The organism is Pseudoalteromonas sp. PAB 2.2, assembly GCF_001938575.1.
GTDB classification, from domain to species: Bacteria; Pseudomonadota; Gammaproteobacteria; order Enterobacterales; family Alteromonadaceae; genus Pseudoalteromonas; species Pseudoalteromonas lipolytica.
In genome coordinates, this window is record NZ_LYPI01000009.1 from 100,667 (window position 1) to 118,948 (window position 18,282).

General features: G+C 40.4%; 20 protein-coding genes. 10 read left to right on the top strand and 10 right to left on the bottom strand.

The features are described from left to right. Window positions 1–15: 15 nt before the first annotated feature. Window positions 16–645: a 23S rRNA (uridine(2552)-2'-O)-methyltransferase RlmE gene (rlmE, locus tag BWD47_RS07225; RefSeq protein WP_036967218.1), complete on the bottom strand. Its 630-nt coding sequence runs from the start codon at window positions 643–645 to the stop codon at window positions 16–18. An 89-nt stretch (window positions 646–734) separates the two neighbouring features. On the opposite strand from rlmE, the gene yhbY reads away from it, so the two are divergent. Beyond that, a complete protein-coding gene (gene yhbY, locus BWD47_RS07230) occupies window positions 735–1,031 on the top strand; it encodes a ribosome assembly RNA-binding protein YhbY (protein WP_036967216.1) in 297 nt (98 codons plus the stop codon). 68 nt (window positions 1,032–1,099) lie between these two features. Here yhbY and BWD47_RS07235 read toward each other — a convergent pair whose 3' ends face one another. After that, window positions 1,100–2,260 (bottom strand): serine hydrolase, encoded by a 1,161-nt coding sequence (locus BWD47_RS07235; protein WP_036967213.1) that lies wholly within the window; start codon window positions 2,258–2,260, stop codon window positions 1,100–1,102. 116 nt (window positions 2,261–2,376) lie between these two features. Here BWD47_RS07235 and BWD47_RS07240 point away from each other — a divergent pair, with 116 nt between their 5' ends. The 6 genes from BWD47_RS07240 (at window position 2,377) to BWD47_RS07265 (ending at window position 8,308) form a co-directional block, all read left to right on the top strand. Continuing rightward, window positions 2,377–3,180: a hypothetical protein gene (locus tag BWD47_RS07240; RefSeq protein ID WP_075593804.1), complete on the top strand. Its 804-nt coding sequence runs from the start codon at window positions 2,377–2,379 to the stop codon at window positions 3,178–3,180. A 190-nt stretch (window positions 3,181–3,370) separates the two neighbouring features. Next, on the top strand, window positions 3,371–4,219 hold the full coding sequence (locus tag BWD47_RS07245; protein ID WP_075593715.1) for a MipA/OmpV family protein: 849 nt from the start codon (window positions 3,371–3,373) through the stop codon (window positions 4,217–4,219). Further along, on the top strand, window positions 4,209–4,595 hold the full coding sequence (locus tag BWD47_RS07250) for a DUF3019 domain-containing protein (RefSeq protein ID WP_075593716.1): 387 nt from the start codon (window positions 4,209–4,211) through the stop codon (window positions 4,593–4,595). The genes BWD47_RS07245 and BWD47_RS07250 overlap by 11 nt, the downstream gene beginning before the upstream one ends. A gap of 179 nt (window positions 4,596–4,774) precedes the next feature. Continuing rightward, window positions 4,775–5,482: a response regulator transcription factor gene (locus BWD47_RS07255; RefSeq protein WP_036967204.1), complete on the top strand. Its 708-nt coding sequence runs from the start codon at window positions 4,775–4,777 to the stop codon at window positions 5,480–5,482. A gap of 10 nt (window positions 5,483–5,492) precedes the next feature. Beyond that, on the top strand, window positions 5,493–6,782 hold the full coding sequence (locus tag BWD47_RS07260; protein WP_075593717.1) for an ATP-binding protein: 1,290 nt from the start codon (window positions 5,493–5,495) through the stop codon (window positions 6,780–6,782). Window positions 6,783–6,955: 173 nt separating this feature from the next. Beyond that, window positions 6,956–8,308 carry a sodium-dependent transporter gene (locus tag BWD47_RS07265; protein WP_075593718.1) on the top strand — a complete coding sequence of 451 codons (1,353 nt, stop codon included), beginning with the start codon at window positions 6,956–6,958 and terminating at the stop codon, window positions 8,306–8,308. Between the two features lie 23 nt (window positions 8,309–8,331). Here the strand turns inward: BWD47_RS07265 and BWD47_RS07270 are convergent, their stop codons facing one another. Both BWD47_RS07270 and BWD47_RS07275 read right to left on the bottom strand, forming a co-directional pair. Next, on the bottom strand, window positions 8,332–8,769 hold the full coding sequence (locus BWD47_RS07270) for a GNAT family N-acetyltransferase (RefSeq protein WP_075593719.1): 438 nt from the start codon (window positions 8,767–8,769) through the stop codon (window positions 8,332–8,334). 63 nt (window positions 8,770–8,832) lie between these two features. After that, a complete protein-coding gene (locus tag BWD47_RS07275; RefSeq protein WP_065978106.1) occupies window positions 8,833–9,576 on the bottom strand; it encodes a sporulation protein in 744 nt (247 codons plus the stop codon). Between the two features lie 224 nt (window positions 9,577–9,800). On the opposite strand from BWD47_RS07275, the gene BWD47_RS07280 reads away from it, so the two are divergent. The 3 genes from BWD47_RS07280 (at window position 9,801) to BWD47_RS07290 (ending at window position 12,294) form a co-directional block, all read left to right on the top strand. Next, a complete protein-coding gene (locus tag BWD47_RS07280) occupies window positions 9,801–11,372 on the top strand; it encodes a cation:proton antiporter family protein (RefSeq protein WP_036967189.1) in 1,572 nt (523 codons plus the stop codon). 284 nt (window positions 11,373–11,656) lie between these two features. Further along, window positions 11,657–11,938 (top strand): hypothetical protein, encoded by a 282-nt coding sequence (locus BWD47_RS07285; RefSeq protein ID WP_036967185.1) that lies wholly within the window; start codon window positions 11,657–11,659, stop codon window positions 11,936–11,938. A gap of 140 nt (window positions 11,939–12,078) precedes the next feature. Continuing rightward, window positions 12,079–12,294 (top strand): DUF3820 family protein, encoded by a 216-nt coding sequence (locus BWD47_RS07290; protein WP_065978107.1) that lies wholly within the window; start codon window positions 12,079–12,081, stop codon window positions 12,292–12,294. Between the two features lie 316 nt (window positions 12,295–12,610). On the opposite strand, the gene BWD47_RS07295 is transcribed toward BWD47_RS07290, so the two are convergent. The 6 genes from BWD47_RS07295 to ilvY form a co-directional block, all read right to left on the bottom strand. After that, window positions 12,611–13,867: an ATP-binding protein gene (locus tag BWD47_RS07295; RefSeq protein ID WP_074989703.1), complete on the bottom strand. Its 1,257-nt coding sequence runs from the start codon at window positions 13,865–13,867 to the stop codon at window positions 12,611–12,613. A 6-nt stretch (window positions 13,868–13,873) separates the two neighbouring features. Further along, complete coding sequence (locus BWD47_RS07300; protein ID WP_074989704.1) at window positions 13,874–14,566, bottom strand: response regulator; 693 nt, start codon at window positions 14,564–14,566, stop codon at window positions 13,874–13,876. Window positions 14,567–14,580: 14 nt separating this feature from the next. Next, entirely contained in the window at window positions 14,581–14,967 is a 387-nt protein-coding gene (locus tag BWD47_RS07305) for a DUF3019 domain-containing protein (RefSeq protein WP_036967167.1), read from the bottom strand. A 1-nt stretch (window position 14,968) separates the two neighbouring features. Next, window positions 14,969–15,832: a MipA/OmpV family protein gene (locus BWD47_RS07310; RefSeq protein ID WP_075593720.1), complete on the bottom strand. Its 864-nt coding sequence runs from the start codon at window positions 15,830–15,832 to the stop codon at window positions 14,969–14,971. A 149-nt stretch (window positions 15,833–15,981) separates the two neighbouring features. Next, window positions 15,982–17,031, bottom strand: a complete 1,050-nt coding sequence (locus BWD47_RS07315; protein WP_075593721.1) for a GGDEF domain-containing protein — start codon at window positions 17,029–17,031, stop codon at window positions 15,982–15,984. Window positions 17,032–17,258: 227 nt separating this feature from the next. Then, a complete protein-coding gene (gene ilvY, locus BWD47_RS07320) occupies window positions 17,259–18,161 on the bottom strand; it encodes an HTH-type transcriptional activator IlvY (RefSeq protein ID WP_075593722.1) in 903 nt (300 codons plus the stop codon). Between the last annotated feature and the right edge of the window lie 121 nt (window positions 18,162–18,282).

An 18,282-nucleotide genomic window follows, 5' to 3' on the forward strand; every position in this document is an offset into this window, starting at 1 on the left:
CGCAGCACAACTGTACTACAGTTTGTAGCCTGTCGCCACTATATAAACTTCCCGAGAACGGGCACGCGAAGCATCGGGCTTTCTAATTTTTACCGCCTTAAAGCTATTACGTACGTCCTGTAAGTATTGATCAAATCCTTCTCCTTGGAATACTTTGACACAAAAAGCGCCATTTTTCTTCAAAACTTGATGACACATGTCGAGCGCAAGTTCGACAAGATACATACTACCAGCTTGATCAACTGATGTATTGCCACTCATATTCGGTGCCATATCAGAAAAAACGACATCAACATTTTTACCGTCAATACGTGTTAATAGTGCATCAAGCACAGCTTCTTCACGGAAGTCACCTTGCAAAAAATCAACACCGGCTAAAGAATCCATCGGTAAGATATCACAGGCAATAACCTGCCCTTTATCACCTACTTTTTCGGCTAAATACTGAGACCAGCTACCAGGTGCGGCCCCTAAGTCAACCACTGTCATAGCCGGTTTAATTAATTTATCTTTATTTTGAATTTCGTCTAATTTGAATACCGCACGAGAACGCCAACCTTTCTTTTGCGCTTCGTGAACATAAGGATCGTCGAAATGTTCCTTCAACCAACGCTTAGAACTGGCTGAATGTTTTTTGTTTGCCATAAAATTAATACGTAACTAATTAGTAATATTCTCTAGATGGCGTTAGAATACCCTTAATTCAAGCCATATTCAGCAAAATTTGTAACATCATGAAATTATCGAACAAACAAAAGCAGTTTTTAAAAGGTCAAGCACACAGTTTAAAACCGGTTGTATTACTTGGTGCAAATGGTTTAACAGAAGGCGTTTTAGTTGAAATCGAAAGCGCACTTAATATTCACGAGCTTATCAAAGTAAAAGTACCTACCGACGAGCGTGAGACTAAAGCATTGATTTTTGATGCAATTGTTCGCGAGACCGGCGCAGAAAAATTACAAACAATTGGTCATACAATTGTGCTTTATCGCCAAAGCGAAGAGAAAAAAATTCAGCTTCCTCGCGGCTAATATTGCAACAAAGTCATGCAATAAACTAAAAGCCAGCTCTGCGCTGGCTTTTTTGTAACTAAATTTTATTACTTAAGCGTTTTATCCTCTCTAACGAACTTAAGCGTCCGATTTATAAATTCGGTGGTTAATTCGTTGATCAATCCTGTCTCGGCATTGAGTACTAAGCTAAAACCAATATTTAAATAAGGAAACACCACTAAATCACTTCGGTAACCTTGCACCCAGCCACTATGATAATAAAGTACTTCATCATCATAGTTGTATACCCGCCATCCAAGCCCGTAATATGCATCTTTAACATGACTGCGCCACACTCTTCGACGCGTCTCTTTTTTGGTGTGTGTATACGGTCGGGTTTGTTTGATTAGTGCATCTAAAGGCAATACTTCGGGGTATTGACCTAGCTGCGCGTTAAGCCAAATAGCCATATCGTTTGCGCTGGCATTAACCCCTGCGGCAGCTGCAACCTTGTAGTAATTTTTCTTTAACCGAGATGTATACCACCGTTTTCGGCCACGAACATGAGGGTGAGCAAAATTATCGTCGCGGACCATGCCATCATAACCCACACTCGCATCGACCATTTTAAGGGGGGCAAAGATATATTCAGAAATCCAATGCGTGTAGTCCATTTGAGTCGACTTTAAAATCACCGAGTCAATTAAGCTAAACATCACATTTTGATAACCGTAACATTCACCCGGCTTACATATTGGTTGCACGCTCAGCAGTTGCTCGACGATATCAGGGTAACTCATTCGCGATTCAATCAGATTATCATACGCATTCGGCACTAAGCCGCTTGAATGACTTAAAATATGGTAAATTTTTAAATCATCTTTATAAACGGTATTGGAAAACTCAGGAATAAACTTACTCAGAGGATCATCGATATTAAACTCCCCCTGCGCAGCAAGTTTTGAGGTTAATGACCCTGCAAAAGTTTTTGATACGGATGCCAAACGAAAACGCGTGTGTTTATCAACCTTTCGGCCATTGTCTATTTTTGTGCGGCCTATCCCCCGCACAAAATCATCTTCTCCGACTTTGACAATTGAAAGCGCTCCACCTGGAATACCTTTACTTCTTAATTTTCGAGATAAGTACGTATTGTAATCGTCTAAAAATGTCTGCCATTGTGAACCGCTACCTGCAGCCTGACTGCTAAAAGAGAGCAGTAAAAGAAATGAAAATAGACAAATGATAATAGGTGCTGAGTACTTCATTATTTATTTTTTTAATCTGTTTCGGAAGTTTCTCATAACATAATATCATGAACTTTTGCTTCGACTAACGTACAATGCGCACAATCTTAACTTTTTTCATGGGTAGACTTATTTTTATGCGCTTACTTGTCGTTTTGCTTTTTACTTTAATTTCAGCCGGTTGTGCCCTAAGACCAGAACCAGCTCCGTTGTTAGTAATGCCAGAAAAGCCATTGCTACAAAGCCAACGTTATCAAATAAAGTATGAAACAGACCATGCAGCACCTAAAGTTAAGTCTGTACAGTTACCGGCTCATACTGTCAGTAAGAATCAAACAGTGACGATTGTTGCCGACAAAACGAGCGTGACAGATACGCTATATTCACAAATTTCTGAATCGTTAGTGGCAAAACAATTAAAGGTTGTTGATGAAGGTCAAGCGGATTACACGCTCTCAATCCATCAATTAGATTTAGAGTTAATTGCTGACACTGAGTACACACTCGTAAAACCACAAAAACCATTTCCTTTATTCGATGATATCGCGGCTCAGTTCCCAACTAAGCAGTGTGCAACAATGCTTGGACAAGTGAGTATGCGTTTGACACATAAAAAAACCGGTGATGTAGTTTGGTTTGCAAAATCGTCTATCGATAGCGCAAGCTTTCACCGCGAGCCACTTATTTACAGCTTTGAACAGCAGCAAATGATTAAAAATGAACTCGAAGTTGCCAGTTTCATTCATGAGCAAAACACTGAGCAAGCTCGTCTTGAGCGCATTAACAAAAACATTGAGATACCTGCTTATCAAACTATTTCACGTATGACAGCTCTAACGAAAGAACAAGGTCCGTGTAATCGTACAGAGATAAGCGCGCTGACACCGATGATGCAATACTACCTCACCAGTATTTTAATCGACAAAATTAAAGTCCAGTGAGTCATCTATAAACGCTCACACTGTTAATGTGGCTGCTTTTCTTACCTACTACCCTCAAGGAAAGCAGCGTTTAATTTAAGCCACACTTTTTAACACACCTGATTACACCCCTACATTTTTTTACAGATTTCGGGAACTCATTAACAATATACTATATCCTAGTACGAGCTTATTTTTATTAGTAACAAGGATGACAAACTTGCGAGCCTGCAGCGCCCTTTTATTTATCTACTTATGCATTTTTAGCACGTCGAGCCAAGCAAGTAATCGTTATTATGCCGACAATACACTCGAACCAAGCCAAGGTTTTGCCTGGGATTGGGGAATTGGTGCTGGGTATTATGTTGAAGATTCATACCTTGTTGGCATGGATTCCTATAATGATGGATTTGAGCCCGATATCCATCTTGCTGTCTCTTACGAGAAATTTTACCTCGATTACGACCAAAGCCAATTAAGTGGTGGCCTTTCTCTTGGCTACAGCATTATAGATAAATTTGAGTGGGGTCTTGATATTGTCGGGACGAATGTTCAATCAGGGTTTGACGAAACAGGTTTAACGTTTTACGGCGACGATGTTATCGCGGAACTTGAGGGAATAAAACGCCGTAATTATGATTTTGATGTTGGTCTTCGCCTGTCCCGCCGCTTTGAAAATTCACACATTTCTTTTGAATATTTACACGATGTATCTGGCACTCATAATGGCTGGGTAATGAATTCATTTTTTAGTCAGATCATTCCATGGCGAAACTGGGAGTTTCGTTCAGGTGTTGGCCTGAGTGCTTACTCAAGTGACTTTACCAATTACTATTTTGGGATTTCGCAGCCTGAATCACGCGCTGACAGACCTCTGTATATCCCAGATACATCATACAGTCTCATTTTTGAGTTTCATGCGGAATACCCGCTTAATCAGCACTGGGTCTTTTTAACGGGTTGGTTATCAACTTGGTTTTCAAATGACATTCATCAAAGCCCTATTATATCGCAAGAGTATCAGCATAAAGCCAAGGTAGGCCTGCGCTATGTTTTTTAAATACTACTTTTTGTTCGCCTTACCCATTGCACCCGTCAATGCACAAGAACAGACAGCCGATAGTAATACTCTTGTTGCAATACCTGATACCTGTGTGGCACTGCGTGAAGGACGAAATTGTTACGCTGATGTTGAGATTTCTTGGCGACAGCAGCAAATAGGAAACTACTGTTTACGTAATTCCGACAGCAAACATATTATTCAATGCTGGCTTATGCAGCATAAAGGGCTGTTTAGGTATGAGTTTGACTCTACAGAAACGGTCGGATTTGAGTTGATTAATAGTGATAATGGAAAAATTGTCGCCTCCACTGAAATACAGTTACAGTGGGTATATAAAAACCGTCAGAAAAAACGTCGTTGGCGACTGTTCTAATACCATTCCGCTTAATTAAGTGGTCTATTTTGAGGCAATAAAACCGCGTTGATAACAAAGCAAAAATTTAGTTATTTAGTTGTTCTAAATCAGAAATTTTTAACGCAGGTAGCGACTGGTTTGATCACTCAAAATGATTAAGTATTTTTGCGGATTGGTATAACTATTAGGAGTAGATAATGGAGCATTACGGAACAATTTTACTCGTTGAAGATGATATTTCTTTGGCGAATTGGGTAGCCGAATACTTAACAGAGCAAGGTTACAATACCACACTTTGCCAGCGTGGCGATCTCGTTGTTGAACAAGTTCGCACCTCACCGCCCGACCTCGTATTACTGGATATTATGCTACCGGGGCAAGATGGCATCAGCGTTTGTCGCGACTTAAGGCAGTTTTATCATGCCCCCATTATTATGCTGACCGCCCGAGATGATGAAATGGATGAGGTTATTGGTCTAGAAGTGGGTGCCAGTGATTACATGATGAAACCGGTGCGTCCTCGAGCATTACTCGCCCGTATTAAAGCGGCTCTTCGTTCTCAGTCTGACAAACAAGACTCAGCCACTGAATCGAGTATTATTACAGTAGGCAAGTTAGCGATTCATACCGATTCTCGCACGGTTTACTTTAATGATGAAGAAGTTCATATATCAAGTGCCGAATATTTATTACTGCACTACCTTGCGAGTAATGCCGGCCAAGTTGTCTCAAGAGACGCCGTTTTCAAAGCAACAAAAGGGCGAGAATACGACGGTTTGGACCGTAGCGTTGATGTGCTTATTTCATCATTGCGGAAAAAATTCAGTGATGATCCGCAACATCCCGAAAAAATAAAAACAATTTGGGGACGAGGTTATCTACTGGTCGCCACGGCTTGGCAATAGATTTAAACCTGTGAAAAAGTTTTATATTTCTCTTCTTGGCAGCGCACTTATCTCAATTATTGTATTGGGCTGGCTAATTGACGCCTTTAGTCAGCAAACTCATACGCCACAGGATGAGTTTTATAACCAAACACAAATGATTAAAGGCTTTGCTAAACAACTGGTTGCTATGGCCCCGACCGAGCGTGAACGGGCGATAAAACAGTTAAACAGCTACTTTAATGTGCAACTTGAATATAGACCAACCCAATCACTCGCACTGCCTCATTCATTACTGCAGCAAATAACCCAACCTAACGGCTTAATTCTTGAAGATCAACAAGGTTACTATTTACTGTACAGTGAAGCCTCTCTTGGAGCACATCATCTAAAAATGCGCCTTGGTAAAGACCCTATACATGACCAAGGCAACGACGTGTTACTTACGCTTTTATTTTATGCTGGTTTGTGTGTTTTTATGGGCTTTATTATTACCCCTCTCGCAAAACGCTTAACAGTATTAAATGAAGCGGCAAAACGATTTGCTAAAGGAGACTTAAGCAGCCGTATTCATGTGTCTCATTTCACGTATATACGAGATGTTGAGCTGACCTTTAACCGAATGGCGAGCCAAATTGAGAAGCTATTAGACGAAAATAAATTAATGGCGTCGAGCTTGTCTCATGATATCCGCACGCCTATTGCCTGTTTACGATTTGGTTTAGAAGCCGCACAAGACTGTCCAAATGAAGAAAAACGTCTTGAGTATTTAGCACGCATGGAACAAGACCTTGATCAAATGGAGTCTATGCTAAAAAGTTATCTCGCATTTGCAACGTTAGAACAAAAAGCGAACCAGTTAACTTTTAATGAATCAGATTTACACAGTTACTTACTGACTGTAATCCATCAAGTAGAGCCAAAGTTAGAGCAACGCGCTTTACATTTAGAACATGATATTAAGACAGGATATATTTGCGCTGATCTTCATTGGTTAGCTCGCGCAATTGTAAATTTATTAAGTAATGCATGCGATTTCGCACACTCAGACATCCTCATTACAGCGCACTGCTCACCAGAGCTCGTGGTGATAAACGTAGAAGATGACGGACCAGGGGTCAATGAGCAAAACTGGCATAAAGTATTTAGTCCCTTTTTCCAAGAACAAACTCACCGTAACCGTGATGGAGAAAGTTACGGGCTTGGCCTTGCAATCGCAGCCAAAGTCGCAGATTGGCACCACGGAACCATCAGTGTATCGAAGAGCAAAAAGCTCGGTGGCGCTTGCTTTACACTTTCAATTCAGAATAAAAGCCCCTAAAAATGTTTCAATTGTGTTAATTCTTTCGTATTGTTACGCCCAATAGATTGAAATCTACGCTGACACGACACACGGTAAGACATAGAGCAAAATTGCCCGTCATTAACCCTTTTTATTTAGCGTTAATTCAAGTAGATTGTCAGCGCCGTCACAAATAGAGAAGTAAAAATAATATGAGCGCATCACGCGGGGAGTTCAGCTCTCGCTTTGGATTTATTATGGCAGCTGCAGGCTCTGCGGTTGGCCTAGGAAACATTTGGGGTTTTCCCACTCAAACAGCAAGTAATGGCGGTGCCGCATTTTTAGTTGCTTATTTAATTTTAGCATTTTGTTTAGCCTATCCGGCGTTAATGGCAGAGCTTGTCATAGGACGTCATGGTCAAGCAAATGCGGTTAGCGCTTTGCGTAAAGTAACCAATCAAGCTTGGCAAAAGAAGTTTGCGTTTTTAGTTGGGTTTGGGGGCATTATCTGTGCAGGCTTAATCCTCAGTTTTTATGCCATTGTTGCCGGATGGATGTTAAGCGCAACACTTGAACCCATTGCTCAATTAACAGGGCAAGAGCAAGCCCTGACCTGGCTAAGTGAGCAGTCACTCTCAAGAAACATCATTTTTACCGCCGCGTTTATTATTTTAACGATTGCTATTATTTCAAAAGGTGTCGAAAACGGTATTGAAAAATGGTCAAAGCGCTTAATGCCTGCGTTACTGGGTATTCTGTTTATGTTGATCATTTACGTAATGACACAAGAAGGTGCTGTTGAAGGTCTTAAAGCTTATTTAGTGCCTGATTTTTCGTCTATTTTGAACCCTGAGTTGTTAGTCAACGCGCTAGGACAAGCCTTCTTTTCACTGTCTTTAGGCACCAGCGTAATGATCATTTACGGCTCGTATATAAGTAAAAAAGAAAACCTCGTTTCACTTGGCGCCTATGTCACGTTGATTGATGTATTTATTGCGTTTGTCGCGGGTTTACTAATTATTCCAGCCATGTATGTTGCGCAAGCGCAAGGTGTGCAAATTTTCTCAGCTGAGGGCACCCTGCTTTCTGAAGATACATTGGTATTCCAAGTGTTACCGGCCCTATTCACGAGCATGGGCTATGTGGGTATTTTTGTCGGCTTCGCCTTTTTTGCACTAATGAGTATTGCGGCATTAACATCGTCAATCTCGATGCTTGAGGCGCCGGTATCATACGCTGTTGAACGTTTTGCACTGAAACGTCTGCAAGCAACGTGGTTAATAGGCGGGTTAATTGCGCTCGTTAGTTTTACTATTGTGTTTAACCTTGGCTCATTATTTGGCTTTGTGATCACACTGACCACAAAAATAGCGCAACCACTGCTTGGCTTAATGTGCTGTATTTTTGTTGGCTGGATTTGGCATCGCAGTGCGTTACTAAAAGAGATTCAACAGGGCTGCCCAGAAGCCGGCAATAGCTTTTTTTGGAAAGTATGGCCTTGGTATATCAAGTTTGTATGCCCCATTGCCATCGCACTCGTGTTTGCAAACTCACTGTTAAGTTAACAAATTTTGCAGTAGCCCTGTGGCTACTGCAAACACATATCTTGGTGTGGTATTCCATCTTCAAGGTAATCTTCACCCACACACTTAAAACCAAACTGTTGGTAAAAATCGACTAAATAGCATTGCGCGCCAATTGTAATAGCTCGCTCAGGCCAATGTTGCTGGCAAGTATCAATGGCCGTTTTCACTAACTGTTTTGCCAGACCTTGACCGCGAAAATCAGCAGTCACTAACACCCGCCCAAATGTACTCAATTCAGTATTTTTTGGGTAACAACGAGCATAAGCCGCAAGCCTATTGTCCTTAAATAAACACAAGTGCAACGTTTCTTGATGGTTATCAATATCATCTATTTCAGGGTATGGACAGGTTTGCTCTACCACAAATACATCCACTCTGGCGCGAAGTATACTCAATAACTCATCTTTGTTTAACGCACCATAAGTCTTAATTGAAAACATAACTCTCCTTTAATAACAAAAAACCCAGCCAAAGCTGGGTTTCTAGGTTTTTAGCTTGGCGTATTATGCGAACAATCGCTCAAGCTGATCACACAATTGCGATAAATTCACATGATCATGTTCAATGGTTAAATCAACATATCCATCGCCTCTAAAGGCACGGTCAAGTTCAATCAACACATGTGTTTTATGGGCTTCAGGCACAAAAGACAATTCGATTTCTTGTAATCCAAATAAACTGCGGCTATTCGGTCTGTATTCTAGTTCTTGATAGCAACCTGAATGTGATTGAAAGGTAGGCGCTCGCAAGTACCCTTTTTCGACATCAGCCTTCACCAAATTAAAACCAAGCTTGTCCATTGCTTGCATTAAGGTGCTTACCGCATCATTCGGATACACATGGAGCGAATCACGGTCTGTTGGGTCAAGTGCCATATCAATATCTAAGCCTGTTTCAATCCAAACATGCGACTGATTATACCCCGCGTTGATCTCTGTCATTGGCGTTTCAGAATGTAAACGCGCCTCGAAAGGAATGTGCTTTTCTTCACCCGCACCAATTGTACCAATCTCGTTAATACGCCACTTTTCTATAATGTGATTGGTGAAGTAATCTCCATCATCACTTTGTACCTTCACGCGCGTCATTAACGCTAAGTCTAAGCCCGCGATTTCCTGTTCAACATCCCCGCCTTTAATCACAATGACAGCGTTAAATTTTTGGCCGGGTTGTAAATGTTCTGTCTCTAGTACAGTGTCTACTTTTGCTGCACCAATACCAACTGATGCAAGGATTTTCTTAAACATCTTTTCTCCTTAAGCCAGGTTCTATAACAAATTGGCTTAAATTCCTTCGTTACTGCATCTTAACCACAATTAAAAGCTAATGTCAGCGAAAAAATGTTACTTTTGGCGCATTAATCAATAAATAACGCAAAAGTGTTTATTTTTTAAACTCTTTATATTCGTTAGTGTTTTCCAATATAGAATATTTCGCTACACTCATAACAAATGAAGTCAAAAGAAGAATTATGGAACTTATATACTTTGCTACCGCGTTTGTATGTGGCTTTGCTGTTTATCAGCTAAAGCTTCCTCCCCTTATTGGTTTTTTGTTGGCGGGCTTCGCCCTCAACTTATATGGCTACAAAACAACAGAACTACTCAATACTCTCGCAAGCTTAGGTGTAACACTTCTTCTGTTTAGCATCGGCCTAAAACTGAAAGTCTCTAACTTAATAAAACCCCAAGTGTGGGCACCAGCCTCTATTCACATTGTGCTTAGTAGCACGTTATTCAGTGCTTTTATGCTATTGCTGGGTGCGCTTGCACTGCCCCTTTTTGATCAGCTCACGTGGCAAAGTGCCTTACTCGTTGGCTTTGCATTTAGTTTCTCAAGTACTGTATTTGCAGTTAAAGTACTTGAAGAGCGCGGAGAAATGGCAAGCCTACACGGTAAAATCGCTATCGGTATCTTAGTGATGCAAGATATCTTCGCGGTTATTTTCTTAGCCATTAGTACGGGCAAAGCACCTAATATGTGGGCACTGGCACTATTAATAGGCTTACCTGTTTTACGCCCCCTTATGTTTTGGGTGCTCAACCGTTCAAAACACGGTGAACTATTGCCTTTATTTGGTTTTTTCTTTGCACTCGTACTTGGATATCAAGCATTTGAATTTGCAGGCCTTAAAGGTGATTTAGGCGCGCTTATCATCGGTATGATGTTTGCGTCGCACAAGAAAGCCGGTGAGTTATCAAAATCACTACTTAATTTGAAAGATATTCTTCTTGTAGGGTTTTTCTTAAATATTGGCTTAAATGCAGAACTAACGACTCATGCCGTGTTAGTTGCCATGGTGATTGTATTTGTATTACCTATCAAAGTGGCGCTTTATTATGTACTGACTAATCTCTTTAAACTACGCGCGCGTACCTCACTGTTAAGTGCTTTTAGCCTCTCTAACTACAGTGAGTTTGGGTTAATTGTGTGTGCTGTTGCAGCAAGTAGCAATATGATCACCAGTGAATGGCTCGCTGTAATGGCTATTGCCGTATCTGTTACCTTTATATTGGCGTCTCCTTTAAACAAACGTTCAAACGAAATTTATGTCAAACTAGAAAACTGGCTGCTCAAATTTGAAAGCGATACGCGACTTGCCGAAGAGTTACCAGTAAACCTAAATGACACAAAAATTGTTATTTTTGGCATGGGTCGTATTGGCACTGGTGCGTACGAAACGATTAGTCAAACACACCCTAATCTCGTTGCAGGTATTGATATTAAGCCCGATGTGGTAGAAAAACATATTAAGCGTGGCCGACGGGTACTCATAGCAGATGCGACTGACCCTGATTTTTGGCAACGCGTAAATCATTCTCATGTGGGCATGGTTATGCTCGCAATGCCAAAACATATGCAGAATATTTTTGCCCTTGAACAGTTACGTGCCTCGGGTTATCAAGGCCAAGTTACTGCTATTGCGAACTATCCAGATCAGCAAAAAGAACTAGAAGATATGGGCGTAGATTCAACCTATAACTTCTATTTAGAAGCCGGTAGTGGCTTTGCTGAACATGTAAAACAAAAACTTTTTTCTTGATGTAAAAAATAATTCTCAGCACCTAATTATGGTACTGAGAATTATTTTCATTATATTCATATACTTGCTTAGACATAAAAATTAACCCCATACCTGACGTACCCGCCCTAGGTCATTCTTATTTACAAAGCTTTACATGCAAATTAGCAATCATTGTCAAAAAAGGAGTAAACTGGGCTTAGATACTACGCTAAGTATCTATTTTTAACACAAAAAAAGTTTATCAGTCTGCTTGCGTACTTCATGATTTATGCACTACTGTTAGACTGTTTAAGGTTGTTTAAATGAAAAATAAGTTTACCAGAGAATCTTTAGCAAACACGGATGATGCACATTCCGGGAAACTTGTAGATATTCAACAGCAGCTTGATGAGTTACAACAAAATGGCATGACAGCGATGGATATTAGAACTGTGCTATTCAACAAGATGCTCGATGTTTATCAAGTTCCGCGTGATCATTTTCTTCGTGACAGTGAAACACCTGAGCGAATTGACGACCCGACTATCGTAACGAGGCTCAAGCAGCTTGGGTTTTCGAAAAAGAGTCGCCAACAACTACATTAGCATTCAGTATTATTTTGCAGTAGTCATTCCGAGGGCCTACCTCCCTCACTAAATAGGCTGTTTCTTGCCCGTCACAGCCTATTTTCTCTTTCCTATTTGCCGTATCATTCATAATAAATATAAGTCCAATTGAGACAGTAATGGATACAGCCCAATTAAAGCTCGCGATAAATACAAAAATGCCGTTTGGAAAGTACGCTGGTCGCCCCCTCTTATTGCTACCTGAACCCTATCTTGTATGGTTTAAACAGCAAGGATTTCCAGACACACAACTTGGCGCGCAACTAGCAATGATGTACGAAGTAAAACTCAATGGTTTAGAGAAAATGCTGATGCCATTATTAGATGAAAAATAATTTCAATTTTCGTGAACTTTTACTTTTGAACGTAGTCTATTACTTTGCTACTTGTTTATTTTTGGTTTTAACCACAGAAAAAGCGCCTAAGGCGCTTTTTTTATGTCTGCTAATGAGTGACTACACGTTAGCTTAACGAAGAGAGTTATGCTGACGTAAAAAACCGTGTAATAACGAAGGTAATACTTTGTAATTGAGGTGCCTTGGCAATTGCTCCTGCACTATTCGGCCTCCTACAAGCATGCAGTCGCCAACCAGAAGTTTTTAACACAACTGACGTCAAGCGTTAGGTTTAGTCACTCAAAATGATGACCTATTAATGCACAGTGGTATAGTCGAGCTTATAGAGGCGAATAATAAATTTTGCCCCACCCAGCTCAGAATTACCCAGTTCTGATTGCCCTTGATGCCAGCTTACAATTTTTGCCACGATAGCAAGACCTAAACCAAATCCACCGGTTTTTTTATCTCGACTCTTATCTAAACGTGTAAATGGCTTAAATACACTCTGCCACTCACTTGGGGCAATACCGGGGCCATCATCTTCAACATTGAGCTGTATATAATCAGGAAATTCTTGCAAACTCACTTGAATTTTATGGGCTGCATACTTTTGAGCATTCCCCAGTAAATTTTGAATGCAGCGTGCCATAAAGTGCTCATCACATTCGTAGTAGAGCTCTGCCGGCGCATTCAATTGCACATCAATGTCAGTGGCAAACTCTAGTTTATTCACAACACTATTAATCAATGCCGTTAAATCACAAGGGCGACGCGTTAAACTTGGCTGATGGGAATCAAGGCGTGCATATTCAAGCATTTCTGACACTAAGGCTTCAAGCTCAGCAATGTCTGCTTGCATGTTATCGATGTAATCGAATGACTTTTCATTTTCTATTTGCTCTTCAAGCATAGCAACCGCAAATTTTAACCGTGCTAAAGGCGTTCTAAACTCATGAGAAACTGATGAAGTAAGCTCTTGTTGAGCTGCAAGCAAATATTGGATGCGTTCTTGCATCGCGCTTAAGGTATCGGTGATTGGTAAGAAAAATGATTTAGACGCATCATGAAGTTCAAAATCTTGTGCGCCACCGACCGCCTCACAAGCAAGTGTCAGCTTATTGAAGTCGCGCCACAGTAAGAAACTCCATAAGCCTACAGGCACACCAATCACTGTTAATAATAGAAAGTAAGGCCAAACCGAGCTAAAACTTGGATTGGACACTGAAAAAGGACCCACATGCAACAACTGCTTATCATTCAGTGCTATGTACCAAATGACTTCTTGTTGGTGATTAAAAAGATAAAGGTGTTTATCAGCGTTTAACTTGGCGTTTAATTCTTCAGGTAGAGCGACATCATTACGGTTAATGCGTTCGCTATTAAACGCTTGCTGTAATTTTTCTAGTCCCTCTTCTGTTTGACTTAAGAGCCAGAGAGATTTCCCAAACTCTTGGTCGAGGGCGATGTGTTGTTGAGTATCTTCATAGGGCCAAAGTTGCTCAATGACCCCACTAACCAGAAACAAAGAAACTATTATATAAAGGTATAAGCTTGCAAACAGTTTCCCCATTAATACTTACATTTCCCATGCATCAGATACGAACAAATAACCTTGTCCCCACACCGTTTTAATACGATAAGGCTTATCACTGTTATCACCCAGCTTTTTACGGATCCGTGATACACGTACGTCAACTGTACGGTCTAAACCATCGTATTGACGACCAATCATATGTTGATGAACATGCTCACGACTTAGCACCTCACCTGCATTTGACGCTAATAACCAAAGCAATTCAAATTCATGAGACGTAAGTGTAATTTCATTACCTTTGAGTGTAACAATGCGACTGGTTTTATCAATGCTTAAATCGCCAAAGGTAATTTCTTCAGGGATTTTGTTTGTTGCTTGGCCACGGCGAAGTAATGCATTAATTCGTGCAAGTAAAACACGCGGCTCAGCCGGCTTAATGACGTAGTCATCAGCACCAAGCTCAAGACCAATAACTTGGTCAAAGTCTTCACCTTTTGCTGTCAGCATTAAAATCGGTAGGCTATATTTATCGCGTACCTGACGGCATACACTAAAGCCATCTTTACCGGGTAACATAACGTCTAGAATCATTAAATCTACCGGGTTGTTTTCAAGGTAATCAAACACTTCATCGCCGCGTTCAAGGACCGCAACATCCAACCCGTTATGCTGAAGATAGTCCCGTGTTAACTGTTGTAAACCGAGATCATCTTCAACAAGTAAAATCTTTGCCATTGGTTGCTCCTGAATTAAAATAAGCTCCACGGTGAGCGTAATCTGCGTCTCGTTGTTTTTGCTTCAGTGCTTTGCACTTCAACTTTAGCTGTTGCAATTTTACTCCCCGTGTGCGGATTGATTAAGGAGTATATTGTTTCAACCTGAACACGCGCTTTATGATGTAACTGCGCTTTTCGAGTGTTCTTCCAGCATTGAATTTGCTGATTATTTTGGTACAAACACACATCTTCAGGCTGCGCCACTTGCCAACTTATTTTTAACTGAAGATCGCAAAAATCATGCTGCTGTAATACAACACACACTTTGGGTGAGATAGCTAAGTGAGTCGCTTGTGCGTGACTCGGGAACCCCCAAATAACAGCAACAAACACACACAGACTTAAAACAAAATACTTCATATTAAAAAATATGATTGAATCCTATAAAAGCAGTCATTGAATACGTGTGTTCAAAAAGCGGACTGTCATCCACGGCTGAGTAGTCGTAATATGCTAAATGAAAACGAAGAGAGTTGGTCTCACTCAGAGGCCAACGGGCGTCGATTTTAGCATAAGGTTGCCAGCTACTGCCAACACCAATTACCCCATTTGAAGACTCTTCGGCAGATAAACCATAAAAATAATCATTTAGTTTGGCTGATTTGTACCAAATGCCCATGCTCGGCATTATTTCAAGGTCATCGACTTGATAATGTGCTTGCCATTGTAATGCACTTCGCATTCCTTGGTAGACCCCAGATACATCAGCTAAAGCTTGTAAAGAGAAAATATGGTTATCGCGTACGTAGTGGTAGCTTACGCCCGCATCAAGTGCCCAACGACGTTTAAGTACATCGTCAATTGTCGCCCTTTTCTCTACGAGTTCGTCACTGGTCGTTGATTCAACCATGAAGCTATTTGATGTTTGCAGTGCAAACACATTACTTGGATGAAAATCAATAAAAAAGCGAGTTTCAGGATTAAACTCGGTCACAAAATTAACAACGTGTGAAGCACTTTCATGAAAAGAATAACCGAGGCGGCCATTATCAAAAAACCACTTTTCGCTGTAATAGGCTATTTCAGGTAGCACTACTAAGGGTAAATTTTTACCACCATGTAGCGGGTTCGTCATGACACCAATACCCGCATTAACACTTACGTGCCAGCGATTAATATCGATTTCTTGACTAGCCACACGGCTTTCACGTTCAGTGCGTGTTGATTCATCGGCATAGACTTTACTTGAAAGCAAAAGCAGCACAGAAAAAACGATTACGCACATCCTGATCGTCTGAGACTTCATTATTATTGTTACGACCAAAGAGAATTATGCAATGACACCATACTACCAAGTTGTGAATAAACTGTCCTTAGCAAGTTACAACTATTCACAAATTTGATACATTTATACGCAGTAAGTCTGTCACTTTGTTACTCTTCAATAATTTCTATGCGATTACGACCGTGCTTTTTAGCGAGATAAAGTGCCTTATCAGCTTTTTTAATGAGTTGATTTGGTTGACTATTTGTTGATTTAATTGCAACACCAAAGCTTGCGGTAACATAACCCAGTACAGTCGTGGAAGCAGGATCTTTAATGTGTAATTTTGTGATGGCTAAACGCAGCTGTTGAGTAAAGTTAGTCATATCACTGATGCTGGTAAACTGCGCAGTGAAACAGAACTCTTCTCCCCCATAACGATAAACTTGACCAACACTTGCGACATACTTCAGTAATTTTACCGCAACAGCACGTAATACTTGATCACCTTTTTGGTGACCAAAAGTGTCGTTAAATACTTTAAAGTGGTCAATATCGACCATCACTAACACAGCGATTTCGGCTAAATCATCACGCTGACAAAAAACGGTAATATCTTCATCAAATTTGCCGCGATTAAAAAGCCCAGTGAGCGTATCTTTTTCAGCCTTTCTTTTTGAATCAATCAGCTCTTGTTTTAGCGTTATAATTTTTGCATATGCTAGGGCTAGTTGATTTTGAAAATCTTGCGTGCGATTTTGTAATGCGGCTGATTCGTTAGTTAAACGCTCAACACAGTGAAGTACATCATCGAAGCCTCTTTCTTTACTAATATCAGCATCGTGTAACTTCCCCCTGCATGCATATAATACCTGATTAAACTGCGTTGATTGATTAAGCGCTGCAGTTAAATCATGTTGGACTTGCCCTACAACATCATCAAAACTATTCGAAAGCTGATAAAATAAGGATAGGTCATTGGCTGAAAGGTACTTGTTAAATAAGTAGTTAGCTTGCTCATAACTACAGCCATTAAATCTGCTAATAAAGCCATCCAGCTCTTTATTTAAATCATGGTTCTTGTCACTAACATAGCAATACCAAATTGCATAATTAAGCGGCGTTATGGGAATTTTATATTTCACCATTAATGGAATGGCTAGCTTTAAACAGTGGCTAGAATAACCTAAAGAATGAGCGGCTTGAGCAGACAATACCATGTGTCGTTGCCATGAATTTTTATTATTTTAAATTACGGTAGCAACACATTGAAAAAAATCAATAAAAAAGCAATTTAACAGACATAAACCAGTACAAACCACGAGTTAAACTTTTAAAAAACCATACTAAATAACTATAAAAAAATAATATACCTATACAAAAACAGAACAACCAAAAGAACCAAATCAAACTCATACACCCAACCAAATAAGCGAGCATAAAAGTATTAGATTGCCTGTTGAGTTAACGATTGCGCAATACTCCAAATCGCATTCAGTGCCGGGTCATGCCGCTCTTTATTGAGTACCGCTAAACCAATATCAAAACCGGGAATAGTTTGTTCAGCATCACTAATAATTTGAACTTTATCTTTTAGCGGACTGTTGTCGAGCACGATCTTCGGCACCATTGCCACCCCTAAACCCAAACTCACCATTGATACCATGGCTTCATGCCCCGCTACTTGCGCATAAATTCGACCATGAATGCTTTTCTTACGCCACCACTGCTCTAAACGCTGTCGAGATAACCCCTGCTCTGCCACGATAAACTCAAGGTTTGACCAGGCAATATTATTTTCATCTTTAAGCTGCTCACTAATAGGACACGCAATTTTAGGAGCAATGAGTACCAAAGGCGAGTAACCAATACTGGTGAATGCTATTTGCCCAGGTAACTTAGCAGGTTTTGCTGCAATGGCCATGGCTTCATGACCATCTAAAACCCGATTAATAGCCAGTGCTGGATCACCCGTATTTAAAGTTATTTCAATATAGGGATGCTGCATCCGTAGCTGTTCTAATATCTGATGTAAAAAACTATACGAGGCGGTGACCGAACAATAAATACTCACATTACCGTATATATGCTGCTGTGGCTCTTGTACATTCGCTTTGAAACGGTGCCAATTCGCTAACGTTGCGTTAGCATATTCAATAAAAGACTCACCCTCTCGAGTTAATTTAACCGTGCGATTATCTCGATTGAACAAGACGACGCCAACCTCCTCCTCAAGCTGCTTAATGTTTCGGCTCAGTGTCGGAGCACTGATATGGCACAGCTCACTGGCCCTCGCAAAGTGTAATGTTTTCGCCAATGCTAAAAAGTAATGCAGATGCTTGTGATCCATAATTTCACCATTTCATTTTATGAAACACTTTAATGCAAATATATCATTTTACGCAAGGTTTAAAATTGCATACTGTTAACCCATACAAAGAACGACTCTTTGTTTTCTAACAAACTAGTAT

Excerpts from the sequence above, each read along its gene's own strand:
- rlmE (WP_036967218.1), bottom strand. The coding sequence starts at position 645 with ATGGCAAACAAAAAACATTCAGCCAGTTCTAAGCGTTGGTTGAAGGAA.
- yhbY (WP_036967216.1), top strand. The coding sequence starts at position 735 with ATGAAATTATCGAACAAACAAAAGCAGTTTTTAAAAGGTCAAGCACAC.
- BWD47_RS07235 (WP_036967213.1), bottom strand. The coding sequence starts at position 2,260 with ATGAAGTACTCAGCACCTATTATCATTTGTCTATTTTCATTTCTTTTA.
- BWD47_RS07240 (WP_075593804.1), top strand. The coding sequence starts at position 2,377 with ATGCGCTTACTTGTCGTTTTGCTTTTTACTTTAATTTCAGCCGGTTGT.
- BWD47_RS07245 (WP_075593715.1), top strand. The coding sequence starts at position 3,371 with ATGACAAACTTGCGAGCCTGCAGCGCCCTTTTATTTATCTACTTATGC.
- BWD47_RS07250 (WP_075593716.1), top strand. The coding sequence starts at position 4,209 with ATGTTTTTTAAATACTACTTTTTGTTCGCCTTACCCATTGCACCCGTC.
- BWD47_RS07255 (WP_036967204.1), top strand. The coding sequence starts at position 4,775 with ATGGAGCATTACGGAACAATTTTACTCGTTGAAGATGATATTTCTTTG.
- BWD47_RS07265 (WP_075593718.1), top strand. The coding sequence starts at position 6,956 with ATGAGCGCATCACGCGGGGAGTTCAGCTCTCGCTTTGGATTTATTATG.
- BWD47_RS07270 (WP_075593719.1), bottom strand. The coding sequence starts at position 8,769 with ATGTTTTCAATTAAGACTTATGGTGCGTTAAACAAAGATGAGTTATTG.
- BWD47_RS07275 (WP_065978106.1), bottom strand. The coding sequence starts at position 9,576 with ATGTTTAAGAAAATCCTTGCATCAGTTGGTATTGGTGCAGCAAAAGTA.
- BWD47_RS07280 (WP_036967189.1), top strand. The coding sequence starts at position 9,801 with ATGGAACTTATATACTTTGCTACCGCGTTTGTATGTGGCTTTGCTGTT.
- BWD47_RS07285 (WP_036967185.1), top strand. The coding sequence starts at position 11,657 with ATGAAAAATAAGTTTACCAGAGAATCTTTAGCAAACACGGATGATGCA.
- BWD47_RS07290 (WP_065978107.1), top strand. The coding sequence starts at position 12,079 with ATGGATACAGCCCAATTAAAGCTCGCGATAAATACAAAAATGCCGTTT.
- BWD47_RS07295 (WP_074989703.1), bottom strand. The coding sequence starts at position 13,867 with ATGGGGAAACTGTTTGCAAGCTTATACCTTTATATAATAGTTTCTTTG.
- BWD47_RS07300 (WP_074989704.1), bottom strand. The coding sequence starts at position 14,566 with ATGGCAAAGATTTTACTTGTTGAAGATGATCTCGGTTTACAACAGTTA.
- BWD47_RS07305 (WP_036967167.1), bottom strand. The coding sequence starts at position 14,967 with ATGAAGTATTTTGTTTTAAGTCTGTGTGTGTTTGTTGCTGTTATTTGG.
- BWD47_RS07310 (WP_075593720.1), bottom strand. The coding sequence starts at position 15,832 with ATGTGCGTAATCGTTTTTTCTGTGCTGCTTTTGCTTTCAAGTAAAGTC.
- BWD47_RS07315 (WP_075593721.1), bottom strand. The coding sequence starts at position 17,031 with ATGGTATTGTCTGCTCAAGCCGCTCATTCTTTAGGTTATTCTAGCCAC.
- ilvY (WP_075593722.1), bottom strand. The coding sequence starts at position 18,161 with ATGGATCACAAGCATCTGCATTACTTTTTAGCATTGGCGAAAACATTA.